26 protein-coding genes are annotated in these 26,091 nt (G+C 62.7%); 9 read left to right on the top strand and 17 right to left on the bottom strand.

Annotated features, from left to right (window positions below; genetic code table 11):
• Positions 1-11 precede the first annotated feature (11 nt).
• From H3V53_RS09155 to norR, 3 genes are all read right to left on the bottom strand, one after another.
• Positions 12-449 (bottom strand): MarR family winged helix-turn-helix transcriptional regulator, encoded by a 438-nt coding sequence (locus H3V53_RS09155; RefSeq protein ID WP_336597681.1) that lies wholly within the window; start codon positions 447-449, stop codon positions 12-14.
• A gap of 151 nt (positions 450-600) precedes the next feature.
• Complete coding sequence (locus H3V53_RS09150) at positions 601-1,038, bottom strand: MarR family transcriptional regulator (protein WP_054923940.1); 438 nt, start codon at positions 1,036-1,038, stop codon at positions 601-603.
• 83 nt (positions 1,039-1,121) lie between these two features.
• Entirely contained in the window at positions 1,122-2,741 is a 1,620-nt protein-coding gene (gene norR / locus H3V53_RS09145) for a nitric oxide reductase transcriptional regulator NorR (protein ID WP_336597680.1), read from the bottom strand.
• 125 nt (positions 2,742-2,866) lie between these two features.
• On the opposite strand from norR, the gene hmpA reads away from it, so the two are divergent.
• Positions 2,867-4,048: an NO-inducible flavohemoprotein gene (gene hmpA, locus H3V53_RS09140; protein WP_336597679.1), complete on the top strand. Its 1,182-nt coding sequence runs from the start codon at positions 2,867-2,869 to the stop codon at positions 4,046-4,048.
• A gap of 105 nt (positions 4,049-4,153) precedes the next feature.
• On the opposite strand, the gene catC is transcribed toward hmpA, so the two are convergent.
• The 3 genes from catC to H3V53_RS09125 form a co-directional block, all read right to left on the bottom strand.
• The gene (gene catC / locus H3V53_RS09135) at positions 4,154-4,444 is read right to left on the bottom strand and encodes a muconolactone Delta-isomerase (RefSeq protein WP_054923937.1); all 291 of its coding nucleotides are present in this window, start codon (positions 4,442-4,444) and stop codon (positions 4,154-4,156) included.
• A gap of 99 nt (positions 4,445-4,543) precedes the next feature.
• The gene (gene catA, locus H3V53_RS09130) at positions 4,544-5,446 is read right to left on the bottom strand and encodes a catechol 1,2-dioxygenase (protein WP_054923936.1); all 903 of its coding nucleotides are present in this window, start codon (positions 5,444-5,446) and stop codon (positions 4,544-4,546) included.
• A 92-nt stretch (positions 5,447-5,538) separates the two neighbouring features.
• Positions 5,539-6,702, bottom strand: coding sequence for a muconate/chloromuconate family cycloisomerase (locus H3V53_RS09125; protein WP_336597678.1), 1,164 nt, complete (start codon positions 6,700-6,702; stop codon positions 5,539-5,541).
• A gap of 90 nt (positions 6,703-6,792) precedes the next feature.
• Between H3V53_RS09125 and H3V53_RS09120 the strand changes: the two genes are divergently transcribed.
• Positions 6,793-7,686, top strand: a complete 894-nt coding sequence (locus tag H3V53_RS09120; protein ID WP_336597677.1) for a LysR family transcriptional regulator — start codon at positions 6,793-6,795, stop codon at positions 7,684-7,686.
• A gap of 19 nt (positions 7,687-7,705) precedes the next feature.
• Here the strand turns inward: H3V53_RS09120 and H3V53_RS09115 are convergent, their stop codons facing one another.
• Positions 7,706-8,212, bottom strand: coding sequence for a hypothetical protein (locus tag H3V53_RS09115; protein ID WP_336597676.1), 507 nt, complete (start codon positions 8,210-8,212; stop codon positions 7,706-7,708).
• A gap of 193 nt (positions 8,213-8,405) precedes the next feature.
• Complete coding sequence (locus H3V53_RS09110) at positions 8,406-9,647, bottom strand: YbfB/YjiJ family MFS transporter (RefSeq protein ID WP_336597675.1); 1,242 nt, start codon at positions 9,645-9,647, stop codon at positions 8,406-8,408.
• Between the two features lie 206 nt (positions 9,648-9,853).
• Here H3V53_RS09110 and H3V53_RS09105 point away from each other — a divergent pair, with 206 nt between their 5' ends.
• The 4 genes from H3V53_RS09105 (at position 9,854) to H3V53_RS09090 (ending at position 13,278) form a co-directional block, all read left to right on the top strand.
• The gene (locus H3V53_RS09105) at positions 9,854-10,576 is read left to right on the top strand and encodes an SDR family oxidoreductase (protein ID WP_054923932.1); all 723 of its coding nucleotides are present in this window, start codon (positions 9,854-9,856) and stop codon (positions 10,574-10,576) included.
• A 313-nt stretch (positions 10,577-10,889) separates the two neighbouring features.
• Positions 10,890-11,321, top strand: coding sequence for a cupin domain-containing protein (locus H3V53_RS09100; RefSeq protein WP_336597674.1), 432 nt, complete (start codon positions 10,890-10,892; stop codon positions 11,319-11,321).
• A 338-nt stretch (positions 11,322-11,659) separates the two neighbouring features.
• Entirely contained in the window at positions 11,660-12,106 is a 447-nt protein-coding gene (locus H3V53_RS09095; protein ID WP_336597673.1) for a DUF3331 domain-containing protein, read from the top strand.
• A 503-nt stretch (positions 12,107-12,609) separates the two neighbouring features.
• A complete protein-coding gene (locus tag H3V53_RS09090; RefSeq protein ID WP_336597672.1) occupies positions 12,610-13,278 on the top strand; it encodes an FMN-dependent NADH-azoreductase in 669 nt (222 codons plus the stop codon).
• Positions 13,279-13,374: 96 nt separating this feature from the next.
• Here the strand turns inward: H3V53_RS09090 and H3V53_RS09085 are convergent, their stop codons facing one another.
• From H3V53_RS09085 to H3V53_RS09075, 3 genes are all read right to left on the bottom strand, one after another.
• A complete protein-coding gene (locus H3V53_RS09085; RefSeq protein WP_336597671.1) occupies positions 13,375-13,926 on the bottom strand; it encodes an RrF2 family transcriptional regulator in 552 nt (183 codons plus the stop codon).
• Positions 13,927-14,032: 106 nt separating this feature from the next.
• Complete coding sequence (locus H3V53_RS09080; RefSeq protein WP_336597670.1) at positions 14,033-14,959, bottom strand: LysR family transcriptional regulator; 927 nt, start codon at positions 14,957-14,959, stop codon at positions 14,033-14,035.
• A 217-nt stretch (positions 14,960-15,176) separates the two neighbouring features.
• Positions 15,177-16,646 carry an NCS1 family nucleobase:cation symporter-1 gene (locus tag H3V53_RS09075; RefSeq protein WP_336597669.1) on the bottom strand — a complete coding sequence of 490 codons (1,470 nt, stop codon included), beginning with the start codon at positions 16,644-16,646 and terminating at the stop codon, positions 15,177-15,179.
• A 524-nt stretch (positions 16,647-17,170) separates the two neighbouring features.
• On the opposite strand from H3V53_RS09075, the gene H3V53_RS09070 reads away from it, so the two are divergent.
• The gene (locus H3V53_RS09070; protein WP_336597668.1) at positions 17,171-17,644 is read left to right on the top strand and encodes an Lrp/AsnC family transcriptional regulator; all 474 of its coding nucleotides are present in this window, start codon (positions 17,171-17,173) and stop codon (positions 17,642-17,644) included.
• 26 nt (positions 17,645-17,670) lie between these two features.
• Here the strand turns inward: H3V53_RS09070 and H3V53_RS09065 are convergent, their stop codons facing one another.
• The 4 genes from H3V53_RS09065 to H3V53_RS09050 form a co-directional block, all read right to left on the bottom strand.
• Positions 17,671-19,005, bottom strand: a complete 1,335-nt coding sequence (locus H3V53_RS09065) for an MFS transporter (RefSeq protein WP_336597667.1) — start codon at positions 19,003-19,005, stop codon at positions 17,671-17,673.
• Between the two features lie 114 nt (positions 19,006-19,119).
• Positions 19,120-19,356 carry a DUF2783 domain-containing protein gene (locus tag H3V53_RS09060; RefSeq protein WP_336597666.1) on the bottom strand — a complete coding sequence of 79 codons (237 nt, stop codon included), beginning with the start codon at positions 19,354-19,356 and terminating at the stop codon, positions 19,120-19,122.
• Between the two features lie 41 nt (positions 19,357-19,397).
• A complete protein-coding gene (locus H3V53_RS09055) occupies positions 19,398-21,110 on the bottom strand; it encodes an FAD-dependent oxidoreductase (protein WP_336597665.1) in 1,713 nt (570 codons plus the stop codon).
• 70 nt (positions 21,111-21,180) lie between these two features.
• Positions 21,181-22,140 carry an MBL fold metallo-hydrolase gene (locus H3V53_RS09050; RefSeq protein ID WP_336597664.1) on the bottom strand — a complete coding sequence of 320 codons (960 nt, stop codon included), beginning with the start codon at positions 22,138-22,140 and terminating at the stop codon, positions 21,181-21,183.
• A gap of 217 nt (positions 22,141-22,357) precedes the next feature.
• Here H3V53_RS09050 and H3V53_RS09045 point away from each other — a divergent pair, with 217 nt between their 5' ends.
• Complete coding sequence (locus H3V53_RS09045; protein ID WP_336597663.1) at positions 22,358-23,194, top strand: IclR family transcriptional regulator; 837 nt, start codon at positions 22,358-22,360, stop codon at positions 23,192-23,194.
• Positions 23,191-24,045: an IclR family transcriptional regulator gene (locus H3V53_RS09040; RefSeq protein ID WP_336597662.1), complete on the top strand. Its 855-nt coding sequence runs from the start codon at positions 23,191-23,193 to the stop codon at positions 24,043-24,045. The genes H3V53_RS09045 and H3V53_RS09040 overlap by 4 nt, the downstream gene beginning before the upstream one ends.
• A gap of 6 nt (positions 24,046-24,051) precedes the next feature.
• Here the strand turns inward: H3V53_RS09040 and H3V53_RS09035 are convergent, their stop codons facing one another.
• Both H3V53_RS09035 and H3V53_RS09030 read right to left on the bottom strand, forming a co-directional pair.
• The gene (locus tag H3V53_RS09035) at positions 24,052-24,924 is read right to left on the bottom strand and encodes an SIS domain-containing protein (protein ID WP_054923920.1); all 873 of its coding nucleotides are present in this window, start codon (positions 24,922-24,924) and stop codon (positions 24,052-24,054) included.
• 70 nt (positions 24,925-24,994) lie between these two features.
• A complete protein-coding gene (locus tag H3V53_RS09030) occupies positions 24,995-26,059 on the bottom strand; it encodes an ABC transporter ATP-binding protein (RefSeq protein WP_336597661.1) in 1,065 nt (354 codons plus the stop codon).
• Positions 26,060-26,091 lie beyond the last annotated feature (32 nt).

Here is a 26,091-nt window from a genome sequence, read left to right as displayed (position 1 = left end):
AAAAAAACGGCTCAGGCAGCGAGAAACTTGCGAAGCAGACGGCTCAGTTCGCCGAATTCTTCCGGCGTAAAGCATTGCAGGCGTTCGTTCAGCACGTCCGGCGCGATCTCGGCGAGACGCAGCGCAACCTCGCGGCCTTTTTCCGTCAGTTCGAGATTCACGACACGGCGGTCCGCGCCGTTGCGCGAGCGCGTCAGCATGCCCTGCGTTTCGAGCTTGTCGAGCGTGCGCGTCATCAATCCCGTATCGATGCCCAAATGGCGCGACAGCATCGCGGGCGTGGTGTCCTGGCCCCGCAGCAGCGCCATGAAAATGCCGATGTGCTGCGCCCGCACATTCAGGCCCTTCACCGCCGAATCCATATGCGACATCACGAGATTGCGCGCTTTGCTGATCGCAAAACCCACGTTCTCCGTCAAATGGAAATCTTCCTTCGAATAGTGCGACATCTCTGACTCCTCGCTAATTGCAGCAACAATAGTTGACAGGTCAGATACAGTCAACAGCATCGGGCTGCAACTCATTGTTGCGCTAACTGCGACTATCCCTTACTTCCAGTCGGATAATGCGCAGGTTCAGCGAAGAGAGACGAACGGAAGCTCAGTCGCCCGCGAACTTGCGCAGCAGGCGGCGCAACTCGGTGACTTCGGCTTTGGTGAAGTGCTTGAGACGCGCGTTGAGCACGTCGGGGGCGATGTCGGGAATCCGGTCGGCGACGGCGATGCCGGCTTTCGTCATCGCAAGGTTGACGACGCGGCGGTCGTGCTCGTCGCGCGAGCGCACCACCAGTCCTTTCATTTCGAGCTTGTCGAGCATGCGCGTCATCAGGCCCGTGTCGATGCCGAGAATTTTCGACAATTCGAACGGTGTCGACGCCATTTTCTGCCGGAGCGTCAGCAGGATGCCCATTTGCTGGCTGGAGATGTCGAGGTCCTTCAGCGCCGCGTCCATCTCCGTCACGATCAGATTGCGCGCCTTCACGAGCTGGAAGCCGACGCTTTCCGTGAGCCTGAAATTGTCTTTGGTGTAGTGACGCACGCGAAATCTCCTGAACGATCGGCAATCTGACTGACAAATCAGATACTACCAAATCAGATCCGGCCGGCCCGCCCATTCAGCGCTTATTTCAACCCGAGGCGCTTCGCGAGCCGGTTCAGATTCGCACGATCCATGCCGAGCGAACGGGCGACGGCGGCCCAATTCCGGTTGTTGCGCTCCAGCGCATCGCTGACGAGGGTTCGTTCGAATGCCGTCACGGCGCTGCGGAAATCCGTTCCGTTACCCGTCCCGTTCCCGGTCGCGTTATCGGTTCCGTTCGCCGCGTTCGCGCTCGCCGCCTGCTGCGGCAACTCGGCACCGTGGCTCGCCGATATCCCGAGGTCCGCCGCCGTCAGCGTGAGAATGCGCGGCCGCTCGCGGTGACGCGACAGCGCCTTGAACGCACTGCGGCCGATCATATGCTCCAGTTCGCGCACGTTGCCCGGCCAGCTATAGGACAGCAGCGCCGCCTGCGCGTCCTGTCCGAGCCGAATGCTGAGCAGCCCGAGCCGCGCGCGATTCTCTTCGAGAAAGTAGCCGGCGAGCAGCAGCACGTCGCGTCCGCGCTCGCGCAGCGGCGGCACGCGCAGCGGATAGACGCTCAGCCGGTGATACAGGTCGGCACGAAAACGCCCTTCGCGCACTTCTTCGGCGAGATCGCGATTGGTCGCGGCGATGAGCCGAACGTCGACCTTGTGCTCGCTATCCGAACCGATACGCTGCAATTGCCCGTTCTGCAGCACCCGCAGCAGCTTGGCCTGCACGCCGAGCGGCAACTCGCCGACCTCGTCGAGAAACAGCGTGCCGCCGTCAGCGAGTTCGAACTTGCCGCGCCGGTCCGAAGAAGCGCCCGAGAACGCGCCGCGCACATGTCCGAACAGCTCGCTTTCGACCAGCGTATCCGGCAGCGCCGCGCAGTTCAGGCTGATCATCGGCTTGTTCGCGCGCGGCGAGCCGCCGTGGATCGCATTCGCGACCAGCTCCTTGCCCACGCCCGTCTCGCCCGCGACGAGCACGGTCAGATCGCTATTGGCAACGACGCGGATTTCATTGACCAGCTGCTGATGTGCCGTGCTGCTGCCGATCAGTTCGCGGTTGCCCTGCCCGCTCGCCTGGCGATACGCCTCGGCGCGCTGGCGCTCTTCTTCCGTGTTGCGCTCGAGCGTATCGATGCGCTCCGCGACACTCACCGTCGCCGCCGCGAGGCTCAGAAACGCCTGCAGCGTGTGCATGTCGACGCTGTCGAAGCGCGCGGGATCGAGCGAATCGAGCGTCAGCAAACCCCACGGCCTGCCGCCGATCAGCAGCGGACAGCCGAGGCAATCGTGCACTTCGAGATGACCGCTCACGCCCTGCACGAGGCCGTCGTACGGGTCGGGCAAGTCGGAGTCGGCGGGAAAGCGCGTGGGCGCCTCGCGCGAGAGCAGCGCTTCGAAACGCGGATGATCGCTCACGCGAAAGCGGCGGCCGAGCGTGTCGCTGCTCAGGCCGTCGATCGCGAGCGGCACGAGCGTGTCGTCATCCAGACGCAACAGGGCCGCTGCATCGCCGGGGAAAAGCGTGCGCAACGTCGTGAGCAGACGCCGGTAGCGCTCGCGCTCCGGCACATCGCGCGACAGGTCCTCGACGAGCGGAATGAGCGCGTCGAACACCTCCGATGCAGTCAGTCTGACTTCATGCGCAGTCGATTTGACCCTTGTCATATCCACGTCTGATATTTCTAACTCACTGATTTTACGATGTTTCAAAGCTGGCCCGATACCTGCAAAAGAGATAAGTGAAACCGCCCGTGAGCGGACCCACTCACCCACTATGAGGAAAACATCACATGCTGTCAGCCGAACATCGCGCAATCGTCAAGGCCACCGTTCCGCTGCTCGAAAGCGGCGGCGAAGCGCTCACCACGCATTTCTACAAAACCATGCTGTCGGAGTATCCGAGCGTGCGGCCGCTGTTCAACCAGGCGCACCAGCAGTCGGGCGACCAGCCGCGCGCACTCGCGAACGCGGTGTTGATGTACGCGCGTCATATCGATCAACTCGAGCAGCTCGGCGGACTCGTCACACAGATCGTCAACAAGCATGTCGCGCTCAACATCCTGCCCGAGCATTATCCGATCGTGGGCACATGTTTGCTGCGTGCGATCCGCGAAGTGCTCGGCGCCGAAATCGCGACGGACGCCGTGATCGAAGCGTGGGGCGCCGCGTACGGGCAGTTGTCGAACCTGCTGATCGGTCTTGAAGAAAACGTGTACGTCGAGAAGGAAACGGCAGCGGGCGGCTGGCGCGGCACGCGGCCCTTCGTGGTCGCGCACAAGGTGAAGGAAAGCGACGAGATCACGTCGTTCTATCTGCGTCCCGTGGACGGCGGCGATCTGCTCAGCTTCGAGCCGGGCCAATACATTGGTCTGCGCCTCACCGTCGACGGCGAAGAGATTCGCCGCAACTACTCGCTGTCGGCTGCGGCGAATGGCCGCGAATACCGGATCAGCGTGAAGCGCGAGCCGAACGGCAAGGCTTCGAACTATCTGCACGATTCAGTACAGGAAGGCGCGACGCTGGATCTGTTCACACCGTCAGGCGATTTCACGCTGGAGCATAACGACAAGCCGCTCGTGCTGATCAGCGGCGGTGTCGGCATCACGCCGACGCTCGCGATGCTGAACGCAGCGCTGCAGACGTCGCGCCCCATTCACTTCATTCACGCGACGCGTCACGGCGGCGTGCACGCGTTCCGCGACGTCATCGACGAACTCGCGGACCGTCATCCGCAACTCAAGCGCTTCTATGTGTACGAGAAGCCGCGTCACGACGACGACGCGCATCACGCTGAAGGCTATATCGACGAAGCGCGTCTGATCGAATGGATGCCCGCGACCCGCGATGTCGACGTGTACTTCCTTGGACCGAAGCCGTTCATGAAGGCAGTGAAGCGACATCTGAAGGCGATCGGCGTGCCGGAAAAACAGAGCCGTTTCGAGTTCTTCGGTCCGGCTTCGGCACTCGACTGATAGTGCGCTTTTGTTAGTGGTTGTTGTTGTCTGTTAGGGCTACCCTGGTAGTGCTTTGGAAGAGACGGTTCATTTAACCGCTCTTCCTTTTTTTCGCCAGACAGCTTAGCGATCATCCTCATGAATCGACGACGGATGCCGGCACATCGCATCCACCGTTATTTCCATATACGGATACAGCGGCAATTGCATTAGCAGATCATTCAATTGCGCCGGGCTTTCCACATCGAATACGCTGAAGTTCGCATACAGTCCGGCAATGCGCCAAAGATGGCGCCAGATGCCTTCCTTCTGCAGACGCTGCGCCATCGCCTTTTCTTTGGCCTTTAATTCGTCGGCACGTTCGACAGGCATGTCGGGCGGCAACTTGACGATCATCTTCACGTGAAAAAGCATTTGGATTCTCTCTAAGGATTGTGCGGCGTGTATGTCGATTGCCGCTCGATCGTGCAAACGGCCGCCTGATATGGCAGCCGCGTTCATACTTTTAGCGCTTTACGCACGCACGCGTTCCACTTCGCTCGTCGGCACGTCGCTGCGTTCCTTGACGAGGCTGAAGTCGAAATCGATCAACGCGAAGTTGCCGTCGATACCGTAAGGCTTGCCCGCCGCGCCCTCTTCTTTCTTCACGGCAGGCACGAGACCTTCTCGCGTCGCGAACGCAAAGTCGTCCCACAGATACGGATCACCTTCGATATTGATCTGCGTGGTCAGCTTGCGATAGCCGGGCGCCGACACGAAGAAGTGAATATGCGCCGGACGATGGCCGTGACGGCCGAGCAGATCGAGCAGTTGCTGCGTCTTGCCTTCCGGCGGCACGCTATAGCCGATGGGCACCACGCTGCGGAAGCTGTATGTGCCGTTTTCGTCGGTGCGGATCGAGCGGCGCAGATTGAACTCGGGCTGCGATTTGTCGAAATGCGAGTAGTTGCCGAGATGGTTCGCGTGCCACACTTCGACGAGCGCATTGCGCAGCGGCTGGCCATCTTCGCCCAGTACGCGGCCACGCATCACCAGCGTTTCGCCCGGCTCGTTGCCGTTGTCGAGGCGCGCATGGCCTGTCGATTCCGGCGCGCCCGCCACATACAGCGGACCTTCAATCGTGCGCGGCGTGCCGCCCCCGAGTCCTGCCTTCTTCTCCGCTTCGTCGAGACGCACGTCCAGGAAGTGCTCGAAGCCGAGACCCGCTGCCAGCAGGCCGAGTTCGCCGCTTTGACCCGCCTCGCCGAGATAATTCAACGCCGACCAGAATTCGTTCGGCGTCACATCGAGTTCGTCGATCGTGATGAACAGATCGCGAATGATGCGGTTGACCACCTGCTTCGTACGGGCGTTGCCTTCATGCGTGGCACTCTCGTTGATCTTGTTCAACAGGGCGTCGATGGTTTTGATGTCCATGGGGATGTCTCCATTTATTTCAATCACTGACATTTCAATCACTGACGACGATGCAAAATGTGCTTTACGAGGCTGCTGCTACATCAGCACCGTCATAGCGAACTTTTCACTACTCCCGCGCCGTGTTTCGAATCGCGGCGCAATCTCGCGATCTTGTCGAGGTCGAGTTGAATACCGAGTCCTGGTCCTTGCGGCAACTGCAATGCGAAGTTCTCGTAGCGCAGCGGCTCGATCAGAATTTCTTCCGTCAGAAGCAGCGGTCCAAAGAGTTCAGTGCCCCACTTCAGTTCGCGAAACGTGCTGAACAGCTGTGCGGAAGCAATCGTGCCGACCGCGCCTTCGAGCATCGTGCCGCCATACAGATCGACGCCCGCCGCGAGCGCAATGGCCGCCACGCTCGCCGCGCCCGTCAAACCGCCGGATTGCGCGATCTTCACGGCAAATACGTCGGCCGCGTGCGCGCTGGCGACGTCGAATGCATCCACGGGACCGTGCAGCGCTTCGTCGGCCATGATGGGCACCTTCGACAGACGCGTGAGGCGCTTGAGCCCATTGCGATCGTCGGCGGCGATGGGCTGCTCGATCAGATTGCAGCCCGCGTGCGCGAGCCGCTCGCTCGCCCAGATCGCTTCCCTCTGGCTCCACGCCTGGTTCACGTCGACGCGCACTTCGGCGCGATCGCCGACAGCCGCCTTGATCGCGGCGACGTGCGCGACATCGTCGGCGGGCGCGCGGCTGCCGATCTTCAGCTTGAACACGCGATGGCGCTTCTTTTCCAGCATCAGATGCGCCTCGTCGATATCGCGGCCCGTGTCGCCGCTCGCGAGCGTCCATGCCACTTCGACGGAGTCCGTCACGCGGCCGCCGAACAATTCCGACAGCGGCACGCCGACGCGCTGCGCCTGCGCATCGAACAGCGCCGTTTCGATTGCGCACTTCGCAAAGCGGTTGCCCTGGAAGCACTCGCGCATCTTCGCCATGGCCTGGCCGGGACGGGTCGCGTCCATGCCCTTGAGCATCGGCGCGAAATAGGTGTCGATATTGGTTTTGATGCTCTCGGGGCTTTCCTCGCCGTAAGCGAGACCGCCGATCGTGGTCGCTTCGCCCCAGCCCGTCATACCGTCCGCGCATTGAATGCGGACCAGCACGAGCGTTTGGCAATTCATCGTCGCAACCGACAGGCGGTGCGGGCGAATCGTCGGAACATCGACGAGAATGGTCTCTACAGCTTGTATCTGGACGGGACTTGGTATCATACGGCTCTCCTGCTGATGTGCCCATACTAGGGATGCAGGCGAAATCCGTCCAAGACCGATTGAGTCTATTTCCATACCTTCGGGGCATAGATGGAACTGCGTCAACTTCGCTATTTCGTGGCCGTCGCGGAAGAACGGAACTTCACCCGCGCCGCCGAGCGCCTGAACATGACGCAGCCGCCGCTGTCGCGGCAGATCCAGCAAATCGAAGACAGCGTGGGCCTTGCGCTGTTCGAACGCGGCGCGCGTCCGCTGAAGCTGACGGAAGCCGGCCGCGTGTTCTACGCGCAGGCCAAGCGGCTGATCGAAGAAAGCGACGAGTTGCTGCCGCTCACCCGGCGCCTTGCGCAACTGGCGGAGCGCATCGTCATCGGCTTCGTGCCTTCGACGCTATATGGCCCGCTGCCCGACGTGATCCGCGCGTTCAGAGAGGCGGCACCGCTGATCCAGATTTCGCTGATCGAGATGTTCACGATCGAGCAACTCAGTGCGCTCAAGGGCGGCCGTATCGATGTCGGTTTTGGACGGCTGCGTTTCGACGAATCGCAGCTCGCGCGCGAAGTGCTCGTCGAGGAGCCGTTGATCGCGGCGTTGCCTGCGGGCCATGCGCTCGCCGACGCGAGCCGGCTGACGCTCGAAGCGTTGTCGAAAGAAACGCTCATCATCTACCCGTCCACGCCGCGTCCCAGCTATGCCGACCAGCAGCTGTCGGCCTTTCGCGATCATGCCGTCGAGCCGGCCGCGATTCATGAAGTGCGCGAACTGCAAACGGCACTGGGGCTCGTCGCCGCGCAGGTGGGCGTATGTCTCGTGCCGGAAAGCGTCAGGGGGTTGAGAGCGCGCGGCGTGACGTACCGGTCGATCGACGAAACGAACGTGTCGTCGCCCATCATCATGAGCCGGCGCCTACAGGACCAGAGCCCGACCACCGATCTGTTCTGTTCGATTGCGCGCGATCTGTTCAAGCGTCCGCTAACCGTATAACGGCGCTAGCGCGGCGGTTTCAAGGCTTCTGGATTTCGCTGTCGTCGTCATCCCATGCGACGGTTTGCATCGCTGCGGGACGTGCAACGCGCGGAAGGCACAACGCGAGCAGGGCGCCCGCCTTGAGCACACATTCGATCAGCGACTGCGTGAAGATGGATGCCGACTCACTCAGCTCGACAGGCAACGCGGGCACGATCGCAACCAGGCTCAAGCCGCACAGAAACGAAAAGATCCACTGCGCGCGCCTCATTCCGCGCACGGCCGCGATGCCGATCACGGTCCATGCCAGCTTCGCCAGCGTGAGCGCCGCAATGCCCATCTCGCCCGCCGCCGGATCGAACTCCGCGGGAATTTCGATCAGCGACCATCCGCATACGCCGAGAATCAGAACACGTGGCGTCATCGCGAGCTGCACGGCGGCCCGTTGCACCTGCGGCAGCGACGTACCGTGCGCGCGCTGCGAGTCTGCATCGCGCATGGCGTTCCGGAACGAACGGTCCGCTTCGGCCTTCACGTTCGACACCTCCGCGTCGATAGCTGCATGAGGGCGTCATGCAAAACTGGATATCAGCATTGTCGATCGCCGGGCGCGCGAGTGGAAGTTAATCCTTGTTAACGCGCATTGCAACGCGGCGCGGCATCCTCGTTAAACGATTCCGCCAATTGCGCTTTTCAATGCAGAGGAGCGGCACCTTTGACCAGCACGCGAGCACACACTATCCGTTCTTCGTCTCCCGTTGCGCTTGCCGTTCTCGCGCCAGCCACGGCCTCACGCAGTCGGCGATCACGACGAGCGCGAGTGCGCCCGCAGCGATAACGAAGAGCAGGCGGTAGTTTCCGCCACTCGAATTAAAGAGCGCGGAATACGAATAGCCTGCAATCGCCTGACATGCGGCGAAGGTCGTCGTCACGCGGCTCCAGACCGCGTGCTGCCTCGCGTGATCGTGCGGCACGACTTCATGCACGCGCGCGAGCATCATCGGCACGATGCCAGGCGGAAAGCTGCCGATCACAAGCGTCAACACGCCGATCACAACGTGATTGCCCGACATCGCAAACGCGGCGACAACCAGCACCTGCAACGACGACAACGCGCGTATCGCGAAGCGCCCGCCGAATCGATCGGCAATGAGGCCATAAACGGGTGCGCCGAAAATCGCACCGACGCCATAAAGAATCCAGTACGCAGCGCCGACGTGCGCGCCCGCGCCGAGTCCGCGCGCAATGAAGTCGACGAGAAAGACCATCGTGGGAACGAGGCCAAGCGCCATGAGTGCGTATTCGACATACAGCACACGCACTGTCGACGCACTGCGTGCGCGCACGGCCGGGGCCGCATGCGCCGCTGGTGCTTGCGGCTTCGCCGCGTGCGGCCAGCCGCGCCATGTAGCAAGCGTCAATGCGGCGGCGAGAACGCCAATGCCGGTCCACGTGTCGCGCAAACCAAGGTTGAGCAGCAGCGGAACGATCGTGCCCGACGCCGCGATGCCGACACCGAGACCGAGAAAAATCGCGCCGCTCGCGAGGCCTTTGCGATCGGCGGGCACGTGCGGCAGGACAGTCGCCGCAACCAGCACCATGATCGCGCCGCCCGCGACGCCCGACAGCAGCCGCCAGAAAAAGAACCACGCAATGGAGACGGGAAACGCACATGCAAAAAAGGCCGCCGTCACCAGCACCATCATCGCGCGCAGCGTGCGGACATTCGTTACGCGATGCGCGACGGGACGGCCAAGCAGCGCGCCCAGCAGATAACCAGCGAGATTGGCCGCGCCCAGATACACGACGTCGGAAGCGGCAAACCAGTGTGCCTGGATCAGCGGCGGAATCAGCGGCGTGTATGCGAAGCGCGCAAGCCCGATCCCGACAAGGCTCGCGGCGAAGCCCGCGAAGATATGCCGCCACACGGCGACTCGGCCCGCGTTGGCGGTCGACAGCAGAGATGCATCGGTGGACATGATTGAAGGTTCCGCATAAGCGCGTGCAACGCACGACGGTTTGCCAGGCGTTTCGCCCCGCGATTCTTGACAATTGTGTCAATGACGCGCATTCTAGACATGCCTGACAAAGATAGCAAGAACCCATTCCGGTTTCGTTGCAAGAACGGCGATCCGCATTCGCGCGCAAACCGCGCATTTCCACTTTTCGGCATGAAGGAACCGATATGACACAACGTACTTTTCTGATCACGGGCGCGAGCCGGGGCATTGGACGCGCGCTTTCCGAACGCCTCGCGCGAGCGGGCCATCATGTGGTCGGTGTCGCACGCCGCACCGGCGACGCGACCTTCCCGGGAACGCTCGTCTCCATCGATTTGAGCGACCGCGTCGCGACGGCGGAGGCTCTGCGCGAACTCACGTCGCGCTTCTCGTTCGACGGCGTCGTGAACAATGTCGGCTTCGTCAAGCTTGCGCGGCTCGGTGAGATCGACCTCGACGACTTGGACAGCACGTTCAGCAGCAACCTGATCCCGACCGTTCAAACGACGCAAGCGCTGCTACCGCAGATGAAGGAAAAGGGCTGGGGGCGCATCGTCAATCTGTCGAGTCTTGTCGTGCTGGGTGTCGCGCAACGCAGCGCTTACGCCGCCGCGAAAAGCGCGATGATCAGCTTCACGCGCACGTGGGCCCTCGAATTGGCGGAGACCGGCATCACCGTGAACTCGGTCGCGCCGGGACCGACGGAAACTGAAATGTTCCGCGCGAACACGCCCGTTGGCAGCGAAGCAGAACGCCGTTTTCTGTCGCTCGTACCGATGAAGCGCTTCGGCAAGCCGGACGAACTGGCGGCAAGTGTCGAATTCTTTCTTTCCGAGCCTGCCGGGTTCATCACCGGACAGACGCTGTTCGTCGACGGCGGCGCTTCGATCGGCAAAGCCGCGATCTGATCTTTGCCGCCGCGCCCGGACCGTCTCATGCGCAACGGGCGCGCCCGCGCGAATTGCCGGGCGCTTATTTCATACCAATACGCAGAACCGCTCGCTCTCCCCTTCATCGCTTTGCGCTGCCGGACGTTGACTGCGTCGTTTCATCGCGCGCCTGCCCGTTCCGTTGCATGGCCGCTAAAAAATGGTTACTCTCAAACTACGACTTTTATAGTCGCAGTTAAAAGCAGCGTGATGCATCGAGGCAGTCGTGACGTTCTGACTTGTACTGCCGTCAGGCGCCACGCCATGCCGATATTTTTTCGAAGAGTTGAAGATGAATCTTTTCCATGCCGTTCTGGCATCCACGGCAGCCGCCTGCATAGCGCTGGGCGCTGCTCACGCGGCGCATGCGCATGGTGTCGACGGTCCGCGCGAACAGATCAGCCGGGCATTCGCGACGCCCATTGCCAATGTGTCCGGCAAGACCATGACGGGCATCGTCGTCGACTACAAACCGGGTGGCGTCTCGCCATCGCATCGTCATGGTCAGGCTTTCGTCGTTGGCTACGTGCTGCAAGGTGAGATCCGCAGCAAGGTCGACGACGGCGAGGCTCGGGTGTATCACGCGGGTGAAAGCTGGACGGAAGCGCCCGGCGTGCATCACAGGGTCAGTGAGAACGCGAGCAAGACGAAGCCCGCGAAACTGCTCGCCATCTTTGTCGCTGACGACAACGACAAAGATCTCGTCACATGGGACAAGAAGTAACGGCAGTACATGTTTAAGGCGGCGGCAACGTTGATGGCGGCGACCAGGCAAGCCTGGCGCTCTTCTTCAGCATCCGTGCAATTCAGCAACCTGAAGCGCTGCAAGATTCCATTGCACATTCCGGTTAACAACGCTTAACTTGCTCTATGGGCGCCTGAACGTCCAATATAGAGTCCACGGCGCGTTGATGGCGCAAAACCAATTCACGCGCCGATGCGCCATGCAGGCAAGTCGTTCGAACTGCCTTGCGAGCCACACCGAACAACACTGTTCACGTCAGCAGCAGCACCTCGGCCGCGTCAGGGCGTGCCGCCAGCCAAACTCTGTGACGGAGGTGAATGATGACTCGTCCGGTTGAAGAAGATATCGTTAGACGCGCATTGGTGGGCGTCTTGATGCCCACACCCAATACACTTGAATCGACCCGGAAAGCACAATACGGTCCCAAGAAAAAATTCCGCATGACAAAGCGACCGCCTCCCGAAGCGCTCGAACCCGTCGAGGTCGAGCCGCCGCCGGCGCATATTTCAATCCTTGAACAACTATCGTCAAAGACACTCAGCGTCTGCTGGAGCGACCCACGTTCGGGCCACTACGCAGATCAGGTATGGCGAATCGGCCTTGCGCGTATGGATTCGTTTTGCGTGCTGACAGGGATGCCGATCCGACGCGGCGACCCGGTGTTCCGTCCACGCGCATGCGAAAGCTACTTCCCTGCCAATCGCGACCGGATGATTCTCGCGTCGGCCGTGCCGTCGTGTCCAAGCGGCATCGTGCTCGACTAGTTTCGAACTCGCGACCTTTCATACGCGCGCCTGCCTGCGCGCCCGCAATCTGAACAAAGCTTAAGCGCCACGGGCCGTGAGGTTCCGGCGCTTTTTCCTCTGCGCATCCTGTTGGACACGTGCGTCGGACTGTCACACGCGTGACTTTTTCTATTCAGCCTCTGAATAGGAACGCGCGCCTCTTATTGACGGTGTCACCCACATCGCGACCATTCAGCAGAACGTCGCAACCGGAATGTCATTGTCACGACGCGGCATATCACTTCTTGTCATGCGCGTGTACCGCAAGCGAAACACTTTGTCTCACATTCGGCGCATAGCGACCTTGCATTCGGCCTTCGACTGCCTTCCCACCTTTCTGCAAAAGGCTCACAGCGATCTGCACCATTGTGTGCGCGGGACTCTGTGCGGGCGTTCGCAAGTGTCCCCTCGGTTGCGCGGCGTTCGCAAACTCACTATCCTCACAACTACGACATATGTAGTCCTAGTTACGGAGAATCGAGATGAAGATCTTTCACGTCGATGCAAGCGCCAAGCGCGAGCGTTCCAATTCCCGCGCGCTGTCGCGCCAGTTCATTGAGAACCTGCGCCGCGAAGGCGTCGATGTCGAAGTCGATTATCTCGATGTCACCGTCGATACCCCGCCGCATGTGACAGAGGCGTTCGCGATTGCCACGTATCACCAGGAACACGAGCGCACCGACGAGATGCGCGCGACTTTGACCGCCTCCGACGCGTTGTGCAAGCGTCTGCTTGAAGCCGATGCGCTGGTCTTTGCCATGCCGATGTACAACTGGTCGATGCCGTCGGCATTCAAGGCGTTCATTGACAGCGTGACGCGTCCCGGCATCACCTACAAGAACGAAAATGGAAACATCGTCGGGCAGCTGAATCGCCAGAAGGTACTCTTCATTACCACGCGCGGCGCCGATTTGCGCCCTGGCAATGTGTTTTCGTCGATGGACGCACTGACGCCCGCTCTCAGGGCGGCATTTGGTTTTATCGGCGTCAGCGCTCCGCGATTCGTCGATGCGCAGCCGCTGCAGTTTTCGGATCAGCAAGCACGCAACGAGGCGTTAAAGCGTGCACACACGGAACTCGCCGACGTGGCCGCCGATTGGGCCGCATCGGAACTCGCGCGCGTGGGCAGTGTGGAGGCCGAGACGGCATAAGCGTCCGCGCGAAGCCGGAAACGGGAATGAGTCAGCGCCGCCTGCCAGAAAAAAGGCCGCAGTGCGCGGCCTTCAATCTTTCATGTGGCTTCGCGTTCACGAACGCGCGCCGGAAGGCGAACCGCCGCGATCGCGCCGCCTGCCCGCCGCGCGCCCACGTAGCCACTTCACGACTTGCGGCCCGAACGCACGAGGCGCCTTTGCCGATGTGCGCACGGCCAGATCTCCCAGCGATTGCGACGCAAGTGCCTCGCGCATTCGCTTCTCGGCGTTCTGCATCACGGCGTGGATCGAGCACACTCCGCTCGTCGCCCATGTCGGCGCGGCGTCGCCGAACACCGCGCAGCGCGTACGCACTTCGCGGCATTCGAACAGCGCCTTGTCGCCGTCGACTGCCGTGACGACGTCGAGCACCGAGATCTGGCTCGCCGGCCGCGCAAGCGCGAACCCGCCCTTCGCGCCTTCCGTTGCGATGACGAGCCCGGCCTTGTGCAATTTCGTAAATAGTTTCGCGACGTAATCGGCGGGCACGCCTTGTAACGCCGCCAGATCCCGCACGCTGGCCTCGGGCACGCCGCCCGGTGCGGCCTCCGTCAGGTAAAGCAGGCAATGCAGTCCGTATTCGACGCCTGCACTGATATGAGACATAGTCCACTCCGACACAATCAATCGGAGTTAGGCTACCCGCTTTCGACCAGGCTCGCAACCGGCCCGCCATTCACGCCCCATTAAGGTCTAACCAATGCGTATCGCGCTAGATTGGACGGATGCTGTCGAGCGAATGGAGTTCGAGCGAATCGTCGACGGAAAGCTCGTGCGCGATGAAGTCGATCAGCGCGCCCACGCGCCGGCTGGGCATGGCGCCCGCGTACACGGCAAAGAGATCCACCCGCTCGCCGATGAACGGGTCCAGCGCCGTTTCGAGTGCGCCCGATTGCAGTTCGTGGTAAATGTCCCAGCGGTTCTTCAGTATCACGCCGTATCCGTTGACGGCCCATTCGCGCAGCACGCTGCCGTCGCTTGCGATACGGTTGCCGGACACGCGCACCACGATCTGCTTGCCATCGATGACGAACGGCCAGTTGGCAAACGGCGAATCAGGCGGCGCGAGGATCAGGCAGTTGTGCGAAGCCAGTTGCGACGGATGCGTCGGCTTGCCATGCGTCGCCCAATAGGAGGGCGCGGCGCACACCACGCGCGGCCCGGTCAACAGCAGCCGCGCCTTAAGGCGCGCATCGATCAGCGGCCCGTTGCGCAATGCGAGGTCCAGATGCTGATCGATGAGATCGACGACACCATCCGTCAACAGCAGCGACACCTGCACCTGCGGATTCAGGCTCATGAACTTGTCGAGCAAAGGAACGACGCGCGTGCGGCCGAAATCGCTGCTGGCCGTCAAGCGGATCGGCCCATTGAGCGGACCGTCTTCGCGCAAGCTCAGAATGGCGGCATCCCAATCGGCCAGCACGCGGCGCGCGTCATCGAGAAAACGCTGGCCTTCGTGCGTGAAAGCGAGCCGCCGTGTCGTGCGCATAATCAGGCGCGCGCCCACTTCTTCTTCCAGCTTTTGCAACGCAAGCGTCACCGTGGACGTCGACACGGTGTTTTTTCGCGCAGCCGCGGAAAAGCTTCCGGCTTCGGCGATTTCGACAAACAGCCTTAACGCGTCCAGCCGGTCCATCTTCGCGCCTGTTCTAAAGAGACTTCCGGTTATGGAGTTTTTCGATCCGGCCGCCTGGTCTCCATATGCAAGCGCGTATGGACCCCGTGGCGCGCCATAGCACGTCACGAATCGACTCCTGAGTATCGAATACTTTGACCGGCCTCTAAAGACAAACTAGCGCTTAATTCGGTCCACAACCCGGTTGTGCGGAAGTTCGTGGTAGGGGGGCGGCGCGTCAGGTTCTTCGCGCGAGCCGCATCATGACCACATACAGCAGCGCGCCCGATACGGCGCCGATCAGCCAGCCGAAGTTGTTTTCGGGCAAGACGTGTAGCAGTTGCGTGCACAACTCCCAGCCAATGGAGATGCAGCCCGAAAGCACGAGCGCCGCGACGCCCACCTTGTTCCAGCCGCCGTCGTAGTAGAAGCGGCCCGTCGATGCCATCGTGTAGAGCTCGGCCGTTTGCACCTGCTGGCGCTTGATCAGATAGAAATCCGCCATCATCACGCCATAAAGCGGCGCGAGCACCGCACCGAACACGCTGACGAAAATCGTTATGGCTTTAGGGCTGTCGACAAAAATCCATGGGCAAACCAGCACCGCGAGGATGGAAGCGATCAGCCCGCCGCGCTTGAAATCGACGTGCTTCGGAAAAAGATTCGCCAGGTCGTAAGCGGGCGAGACGAAATTGGCGACGATATTGATGCCCATTGTCGCCACGATAAACGTGAGGCTGCCGATCACCACGGCCACCTTGTTCTGGATATGCGCGACGATCGCAACGGGGTCCATGATCATCGAGCCGAACACGGTCGCGCTGCCCGATGTCACGATCACCGTGATGATCGCGAAGACGATGAAATTGACGGGCAAGCCGAGAAAATTGCCCACTTTCATTTGATGCTCGCTCTTGGCGAAGCGCGAAAAGTCTCCGAAGTTCAGGAGCAACGCCGCGAAGTAACTGACGACGAGCAGCACCGCGTTGCCCATGCCCGCGAATTGTTCCGCGCCCGTTAGCGTTTTGCCGCCAAGCGTCAGGCTCAGACTGCCAAGTCCGGCCTGCGAAAGAATCCACGCCATCAACGCGAACATCACGACGTAGACAGCGGGGCCGCAAAAGTCGATGAACTTGCGGATCGTTTCCATGCCGCGCTGAAAAATGATTAGCTGGAAGACCCACATAAAGAGAAAGCTCACCCAGCCCAGGCCATCCAGCTTGAGAATGGTGACGTCGCGCAAAGCGGCTGAGGCGGGAATGAACAAGAGCAACAACGTCGCCACGGCTTTGGACGCGAAATAGGTTTGCACGCCATACCAGACGATGCCGACCACGCCGCGAATCACGGCCGCCAGGTTGGCGCCCATGACGCCCATGCTGACGCGCGCCATCACGGGAAACGGAATGCCGTGCATGTAGCTCGGCTTGCCGACCCAGTTCATCAGCACGTAGACGACGAGAATGCCGACCGTCAGCGCAATCAGCACCTGCCAGCCTGAAATGCCGAGCAGGAAGAGACTGGCCGCGAACGTGTAGCCGCCGACGCTATGCACGTCCGACATCCACATCGCGAAGATGCTGTAGCCCGTCCATGTGCGCTGCGTGTGCGGCACGGGCGCGAGATCGCGGTTGTGCAAGCGCGAGTCGGCTTGTGCGACGGAATCATCGAGGCCGTGCGGCGCGTCGAAAAGCGGTGACGTAGACATGGCTCCCCCTGCTGGTTGAAGCATGGCCGCCTTGCTGGACCGCCATGACCTGACGATGCGGCGTGACGACAGGTACAGTCGATCAGGTACAGTCCACTGCCGGGCCCGGTTTAGCCGATATGAACGCGCGATGACGGGCCTTTGCGGGTCTTTGTTTCTGCAATATAGATTGTTTTGCTAATAAAAGCGTTTGTCGAGGCTGTCAAAAAAGCGGAGCGCGCCGATGCATCGGCGGAATGGACAACGAGGGAGGATGAGGAGAGATGCATGCTTCCGTGACCGGTGAACGCGTCGCACGGCGTGGGTTTCGCCGCTGACCGTCCCTGCCGGCGCCGTCTTGCGGATGGCGCGGCGCCCGTCGGCGGAGGGTAATCCGCCCGTCGTTGCGGGCAAGGAAGCATGGTGAAGAATATACCGGCCATTGCCCCGTAAAGGCTTCCTGATTACCGTGCATCGGTCGACAATTACGGAAGATGCTTCAGGTACAATCGTCTATCAACGAATATTCTTCCTTCATAGGCCGCATGCAAGCCCGCAACCGTTCACTCGACAACCAGGACCGCGCGATCATGCGCGCATTGCAGAAGAACGCGCGCCTGTCCAACGCGGAGCTTGCCGAGATCGTCGGCATGTCGACGACTGCGTGCTGGAACCGCACGCGTCAGCTCGAAGCCGACGGTTATATTCGCGGCTACGTTGCGCTGCTCGATCAGCAGAAGCTGGGCTTCGCGGATGTCGTGCTGATCGAGGTCACGCTCGACCGGCACGACGACGACGCACTCGCCCGCTTCGGCGGCGAACTCGCCACGCTGCCCGAAGTGCTCGAGGCGTACCTCGTATCAGGCGAATACGACTATCTGATCAAGGTTGCCGTCGACGGCACCGCGGGCTACGAACGCTTCCTGCGCGAAAAGCTCTACAAGATTTCCGGCATCCGGCACAGCCGTTCGATGTTCGCGCTGCGCTGCATGAAAAACATTCCGTCCGTGCAGGTCTGAGCCCAGACGCTCGACTGCCGTGCGTGTCACGCGACCAGGCGCGGCTTCTTCGGCACCCCGAGCAACAGTGCGACGCCGCTCGCGAACAGCAATCCCGTCAACAGATACAGGGCGTCGTCCATGCTGCCCGTGCGCGTCTTGATGATGCCGATGACCCACGGGCTGACGATCCCGCTCGTAATCCCGATGCTGCTGATCAGCGCAATGCCCGCCGCGGCCGCCTTGCCCGACAGGTAACCCGACGGCACCGTCCAGAAGATCGGCAGCGCGGCGAAGATCAGCACGCAGGCAACCGACAGGATCGCGAGCGTCGCGGCGAAGCTGGACAGATGCAGCGTCAGCAGCGAAAGCGCGATGCCGCCGCCTATCGTGCACGCGGCAAAGTGCTTGCGCCGCTCGCCGCGACGGTCGGAATGGCGCGCAATCAGCATCAGTCCGATCGCACCGACGGCATTGGGAATCACCGTGTAGAGGCTGATCCACAGCACGTCGCGCACGCCGAAATCGCGGATCATCAGCGGCATCCAGAAATTCAGCGTCAACGATGCACACGTCAGCGAAAAGTAGATGAACGCGAACAGATAGACGCGCGCGTTGCGCAACGCGTCGATGAATGCACGCGACGAATGCGAACTCGCCGGGCGCGGCTCGGCGTCGCGTTGCGCGGCCAGATACGCCTTTTCCTGCTGGGTCAGCCACGTCGCGCTCTGCGGCCCGTCGACGAGCCAGAACGCCGCGAGCAGACCGAGCACGACAGCGGGCGCGCCTTCGATGGCGAACATCCACTGCCAGCCGTGCAGGCCCATCACGCCCGCCATGTCGCGCATGATCCAGCCGGAGATGAGGCCGCCCAGCACGCCCGCGACCGCGACGCCCGCGAAAAAGATCGACAGGATCACGGCACGCCGCTGCGCCGGATACCAGTACGTCAGATACAGCACGATGCCGGGAAAAAAGCCCGCTTCGAACACGCCTAGCATGAAGCGCAGCAGATAAAAGTGGGAAGGCTGCGACACGAACATCATGCAAACGGATGCCGCGCCCCACAGCAACATGATCCGCGTGAAGGTGCGGCGCGCGCCGAATCGCGCGAGCAGCAGGTTGCTCGGCACTTCGCACAGCACGTAGCCGATATAGAACACGGCCGCGCCGAGTCCGTACATCGCGTCGCTAAAGCCGAGGTCGTGCTTCATCTGCAGCTGCGCGAAGCCGATGTTGATGCGGTCGAGAAACGAAATGACGTAGCAGAGAAACAGGAACGGCACGATGCGCAACGTGACCTTGCGATACAACGCGTGGTCGTCATGCTGCGCGGCGGCATTCCCGCGAGGCTCATAGGCGGGCGTGATTGACTGACTCATCAAAGATCTCCGGGCAATGCGGGTCCAACGGACCCATTGGGGTCCGGCGTCTATTGCGCCGTGTTGTCAGGGAAGGCGGCCCGCAGGCAGGTGTGGCGGGCCCGCTGGGCAAGCTCAGGCGGCGGCGCGCGGGGCGTTGGCGGCGCGAGGTTCGTCGCGATCGACGCCTTCGCGCGCGTAGCGGATCGCTTCCATCAGCGTCGCGTAGTCGCCGATGTGATTGGCGAGCAGCAGAATCAGCTGTGCGTTCGCGGCCTGGCTTTGCGCCTCGTCGAAGTCGCGATGCATGTCGATCAGCGCTTCGTAGAAGTCGTCGGGCTGCGTCAGATTGAGTTGCGTGATGAGTGCCACTTTGCTGTCTCCAACTTTTGTCATATCGATGCGGCGCGTGTTCAGGCCACGGTTTCCACGCACAACACACGCTCGAACGCTTCATCGACACGGGCGGCATCGAAGGCACGCCACCGCGCGCAAACATGCTGGTCCGGACGGATCAGATAGAAGGTGCCCGGCAACGCGTCATACCGCGACCACGCAAGACCTTCAGTATCTTCAAGCACGACGGCGTCGTTCAGTGCTTGCACGGCATGGCGCACGCCGTGCGGCGCCACGATCACGAGCCTGAACGGAACGGGCCCCGCCTGCAGCGCCTGCAATGCGCGCTGCGCGGCCGCGTCGATGCCGTCACTGCCGCAAAAGAGCACGCCTGTGAAGGCGTTGCCGAGCTGGGCAAGCAGCCACGCAGGCTTGCCGTCCAGCGAAACGGGCGCGTCCATGCACGGCGCGCCGGGCACCATCTTGCCTTCGAAGCAGTCGCAATCGGCCGTGTTGAGCACGGAGTCGCGCAGCACGGCAGGCACCGAAAGACGCCCGCTGTTCGCGAGCTGACGCGCAAACGGATGCTTGCGCGCGAGCTTGAGCACGGCATCGCGGAACGTGCGGCTGACGGGCGACTTGGGCGTGATGAAATCAGTCGAGCGCGTCGAGTTCAGGATGTTCTCGTCGGCGGCATATTCGCGTTCGCTCGCATAGCTGTCGAGCAGCGCATCCGACGCACGGCCGTCCAGCACCATCGCCAGTTTCCAGGCCACGTTCTCCGCGTCCTGAAAGCCGCTGTTCGCACCGCGCGCGCCGAAGGGCGAAACCAGATGCGCCGCGTCGCCGACGAACAGCACGTTGCCATGCCGGAACCGCTCCATGCGCAGACACGAGAACGTGTAGACGCTGACCCATTCGAGTTCGAACTTCACGTCCGGCCCGAGCAGCGCGCGCACGCGCGGCAACACGCGCTCGGGCGTTTTCTCGACGACCGGGTCCGCATCCCAGCCGAGCTGGAAGTCGATGCGCCACACGTTGTCGGGCTGACGATGCAGCAGCACCGACTGGTTCGGATGAAACGGCGGGTCGAACCAGAACCAGCGCTCGCTCGGAAACTCCGCCTCCATCTTCACGTCGGCGATCAGGAAACGGTCCTTGAACACGCGGCCTTTGCTGTCGAGACCCATGATATTGCGAATGGGGCTGCGCGAGCCATCGGCGGCGATCACATAGCGGCCGCGCAACGCGTACTCGCCGTCGGGCGTTTCGACAGTCAGCATGACGGACGCGTCGGCCGAACGCGGCTCGCCGTGCTGCTGCAAGCCGACCACCTTGTTCTTCCAGCGGATGTCGATATTCGGCAGCGCCTGCGCGCGTTCAAGCAGAAAGCCTTCGACGTAGTACTGCTGCAGATTGATGAACGCAGGGCGCTGATGGCCCGCTTCAGGCAGCAGGTTGAACGTGTAAACGAGTTCCTCCTTGAGGAACACCTTGCCGACATTCCAGCTGATGCCCTTGTCGACCATGCGATCGCCGCAGCCGAGCCGGTCGAAGATGTCGAGCGAGCGCTTCGAAAAACAGATCGCGCGCGAACCTGTGGCGAGCGAACAATCGTCGTCGACGAGCACGACGCGCACGCCGTGCTGCGCGAGATCGATCGCCGTCGCGAGACCGACGGGCCCCGCGCCGACCACGATCACCGGGTGCATCTGCGCTTGCGACGCTGCGTCCTGCTCGGCGCAGCGCCGGTAGTCGAACGACAAGGTCTGGTAATTGATGCTGCTCATCCTGCTGTCTCCGTCCATCTCGTCTGGGCGTTTCTGGGCGCTGTTTATGTCGTCTAACCCGTCTGTGCCGTCACGCCTGCAGCGCGGCCCACATGTCCTTGTCGCGCTGCGCGGTCCAGATGCGCGGATGCGCGATGCCGCTCGCTTCGTCGAACGCGCGCGACACGTCGAACGGCAAGCAATGCTCGTAAATGAACACGTGGCCGAACTTCGGGTCCATCGCCTTGCGCGTGTGCGCCATCGCGGCCTTCAGGTCGAGCTTGTCGGCGACGGCTTCGCGGCCGCTTTGCAACAGCGTCGTGACGAAGTCCTTCGTGTAATCGAGGCCCTTGTGCACGTCTTCGGACGTCGTCAGCGCGGGGCCGCGGCCCGGCACGAGCTTCTCGGCGTTCAATGCGCGCAGCGCCTCGAGCGTCGCGGGCCACTGTTCGAGTTGCGCATCGCCGCAATAGCAGGCGGCTTCGTATTCGACGAGGTCGCCCGAGAACAGCACCTTCTGCGACGGCAGCCAGACGATCGTGTCGCCCTTCGTGTGACCCGCGCCGAGATGCGCGATGCGCACTTCGAGCTTGCCGAGGAACAGCGTGATTTCCTTCTCGAACACGAGCGTCGGCCACGTGAGGCCCGGCACCGTTTCGACGCCGGCAAACAGGCGCGGAAAGCGTTCGATCTCCGATTTCATGTCGGCCTCGCCGCGCTCGACGATCATTTCGTACGTGCCGCGGCTCGCGATGATCTGCTGCGCGCCCTCGGCGAAATACGCCGACGCGCCAAGCACGCGCACCGCGTGATAGTGCGACAGCACCACGTATTTGATCGGCTTGTCGGTGACGCTGCGGATCTTCGCGATCAGGTCTTGCGCCATCGCGGGCGTCGCGGTGGTGTCGACGATCAGCACGCCGTCGTCACCGACGATCACGCCCGAGTTCGGGTCGCCTTCCGCCGTGTAGGCGTACGCGTTCTCGGACAGCTGCGTCCACGTTATCTTCTTTTCTTCGAGGTCGGCTTGCGATGCGAATGCCTTGGCCATGCTCGTCTCCATGAATTGAGGGGCAAGCGCGAGCCCGCGCACGCCGGCGCGGCAGTGACAGCTCGCCCTGTCTGATTGGAATGATGTCCGGCGACTGTGAGGCCGGCGTGATTCCATCTTAGCGCCTGGCTTTTATTTGTCAATGGCTAAACGTGTTGCTATATACTAATTTCGTGTTTACCCTGGCGCGAAATGGCCGCGGCGCCGTTCGTTTAACATGGACCTTTTTTCCGGGCGGAACGACGACGTGAGCAAGGCGGCGAAAGAGAGCGATCCGGGCGCGGGCAAGCAGCAGCGCGGCATCCAGAGCGTCGAAGTGGGCGGACGGCTGCTGCAGGCACTGGCGACGGCGCGCGCGCCGCTCGCCCTGTCCGATCTCGCGGCAAGCGCCGACCTTGCGCCCGGCCAGGCGCACGCCTATCTCGTGAGCCTGACGCGGCTCGGTCTCATCAAGCGCGACGAGCTGTCGGGGCGCTACGAGCCGGGGCCGCTGTCGCTGCGGCTCGGTCTGATGCAGCTTGCGAACCAGCCCGCTTTTCGCGCCGCCGTGCCGCGCGTCGCCGCGCTCGCCGAGGAGATCGGCTTCAGCGTCGCGATCTGCGCGGCCGGTCCGCAGGGACCGACCATCGTCCGGTACGAGCATGCGGGCTTTCCGCTGCATGTGAACCTGCATGTGGGCACGGTGATGTCGTTGCCAGCTACATCCACGGGACGCGTGTTCTGTGCGTACCTCGCGCCCGACGCATTGCGGACGATGTGGACGAACCAGTCGGGCGGCGCGGGCGATCTCGTCGAGCCAGGGCAGCGCGCCTCGCTCGACGCGACGCTCGATGCGATCCGCGCGCGCGGCATCGAACGTGGCATCGATGCGCCGAGCCCCGGCATCAGCAGTCTCGCGGCGCCTGTGCTCGACGCGCGCGGCCAGTTGTGCCTTGCGTTGACGGTCATCGGCCCGAGCGGCGCTATCGACGTGAGCTGGGATGGCCCGACTGCCCGTGCGTTGCAGCGCGCGGCACGCGAAATCGGCGCGGAAATGGCGGCATATCGAACATGAACGAAGCAATCAATTCCGCGTCGGCCGCGTCGGCGGCGAGCCCCGACGCGAAACAGCAGCGCGGCATCCAGTCGCTCGACAGCACGGGCGAGCTGTTGTCGGCACTCGTCGCGGCGGGCAAGCCGTTGTCGTTGCGCGACCTGGCTGCGGCGGCGGGGATGCCGCCCGCGAAGGCGTTTCCGCATCTCGTGAGCCTGCAGAAAATTGGCCTGCTTGGCCGCGACGCGTCGGGCTGTTTCGAAGCTGGGCCGCTCGCGCTCGAACTCGGTTTGATCGGCTTGCAGCGCCTGTCGCCGACGCGCGAGGCCGAGCCCGAGATCGTCGAGCTGGCTGCGACGACGGACATGAGCGTCGCGATGGCCGTGCTCGGTCCGCTGGGCCCCACCGTCGTGCGGCTCGAAGAATCGGCGCGGCCGCTTCACGTGAGCCTGCGCGTGGGCACGGTGATGTCGCTCGTGAACACGGCGATCGGGCGCGTGTTCGCCGCGCATGTCGCCGACGAAGTGCGCCATGGTCTGCTCGCGCAGGATCATCTGCGGCTGGCGGGCGCGCAGGCGCCCGAGATTTTTGCCGATGCTCCCGATGCGCGCGACGCGACACTCGCCGCGCCCTATGCGCAGCGTCTCGCGCAAATCCGCGAGCAAGGCATCGACACGGCGCTGAACAAGCCGATCCCCGGCATCAGCACGCTTGCGGCGCCTGTGTTCGATCACACGGGCAGCATCGTGCTCGTGATCGCGTTGATGGGCACGGCGGGCAGCTTCGACAGCGATACGCACGGCGGGGCCGCGCAAACGCTGGTTGCCGCCACGAACCGGCTGTCGCGGCGCTTTGGGTATGCGGAGGGATAGGGTGGGCTATTGCGGCTCATCCTCCGACGCCGCATCCGGTTCATGCGACAGCCGCGCCTTCGCGTGCCGCATCTTCTCCAGCGTGTGCGGTTCGAGCCGCAGCGCGACGCCGATCGCGAGCGCATCCATCACGCACAGATGCACGAGACGCGAGACGCCCGGCGTGTTCGGATCGATGGGACTCGGCACGCGCAGCAGCAACGGAATATCGACGAGCCACGCAAGCCGCGAGCCGACGTTTGTCAGCGCGATCGTCGTCGCGCCGCGTTCTTTCGCGATCTGCATGCTCTCGTTCACTTCGACGCTGCGGCCCGAATGCGAAATGGCGAACGCCACGTCGCCGGGTTCCAGAAGGCCCGCGTAAAGCCGCTGCAAATGCGCGTCCGTGAATGCGCTCGCCGCGATATCGAGCCTGAGGAACCGCAGCGCCGCGTCTTGCGCGACGAGCCCCGAGCCCGAACCGACGCCGAAGAAATACACGCGCCGCGCACTCGCCAGCGCGGCGAGCGCCGCGTTCACCGCGACAGGATCGATTGCGCCGCGCGCCTGCGTGATGCCCTCGACGGCCGCTTCGCCGACCTTGTCGAATAGCGTCTGCGTGTCGTCGCCGCGCGCGATGGCCGTGGACGCATAGGGCATTCCTCCCGCCACGCTCTGCGCCAGCTGCATCTTGAAGTCGCGCAGACCGTGCGCGCCGACGGCACGGCAAAAGCGCGTGACGGAAGGCTCGGACACGTCCGCGCGCTGCGCGAGTTCGGTGATGCTCGCGCGCATCGCGAAGTCGACATCGGACAACACCATGTCGGCGACCTTGCGCTCGGCGGGCCGCAGCGATTCGAGCGCGCTCCGGATATGAGGAATCAGGTTCGGTGCGGACACCGTGCGTTCCTTTGGATGGATGGTGAATCGGCGGCGCCCGATTCCGTGGCGCCGTGGCGCCGTGGCGCCGTCAGCCCAGTCTGCGCCCGCTGTCCGTGTCGAACAGATGCATGTGCTGCTCGGGAAAGCGCAGCGTCACGCGCTGGCCCGGCTCGATCGACGCGCGCTGCCGCATCGTCACGCACCACGCCGCGCCGCCGATCTTGCCGTACAGATGCGTCTCCGCGCCCGTCGGCTCGATCACTTCGACATCCATCGGAATGCCTTCGCTCGACGCTTCGATATGCTCGGGCCGCACGCCGAGCGTGAGCCTCGCGCCCGGTTTCGCTGAGGCGCCCGGCAGCGGAATCCGCACGTTGTCTGCAAGCTGCAACGCCACGCCGTTCGCCGCGCTCACCACCTCGCCCTCAGCGAAGTTCATCGAAGGCGAGCCGAGAAAACTCGCGACGAACAGGTTCGCCGGCCGGTCGTACAGTTCCAGCGGACGCCCGATCTGCTCGATGCGCCCCGCGTTCATCACGACGATGCGGTCGGCCATCGTCATCGCTTCGATCTGGTCGTGCGTGACGTAAATCACCGTGTTTTTCAGGCGCTGATGCAGCGCCTTGATCTCGGTGCGCATCTGCACGCGCAGCTTCGCATCGAGGTTCGACAGCGGCTCGTCGAACAAAAACAGCGACGGCTCGCGCACCACGGCGCGACCCATCGCGACGCGCTGACGCTGCCCGCCCGACAGCGCGCGCGGCAAGCGGTCCAGATAGCTGCTCAGGTTCAGCATCTTCGCGGCGGCCTCGATCCGCGGCTTGAAACTCGTCTGCGATTCCTTGCGGATGCGCGGCCCGAACGCAATGTTGTCGTAGACGGACAGATGCGGATACAGCGCGTAGCTCTGGAACACCATCGAGATATTGCGCTGCTGCGGCGGCAAGCCGTTCGCGCGCGTGCCGCCGATCGTCAATTCGCCGCCGCTGATTTCTTCGAGGCCCGCGACCATGCGCATCAACGTGCTCTTGCCGCAACCCGACGGGCCGACCAGCACGACGAACTCGCCGTCGTCGATGTGCAGGTCGATGCCGTGCACGACCTGCGTGTCGCCGTAACGCTTGTAGATGCCGTTCAGTTGCACTGCTGCCATGCTGTCCTCGTCGTCTCGTATGCGGTTTCGTG

It is taken from the genome of Paraburkholderia bengalensis, from assembly GCF_037126505.1.
GTDB lineage: Bacteria > Pseudomonadota > Gammaproteobacteria > Burkholderiales > Burkholderiaceae > Paraburkholderia > Paraburkholderia bengalensis.
Note: the sequence above shows the minus strand (reverse complement) of the source record. Positions and strands in the feature narration are given on the sequence as shown.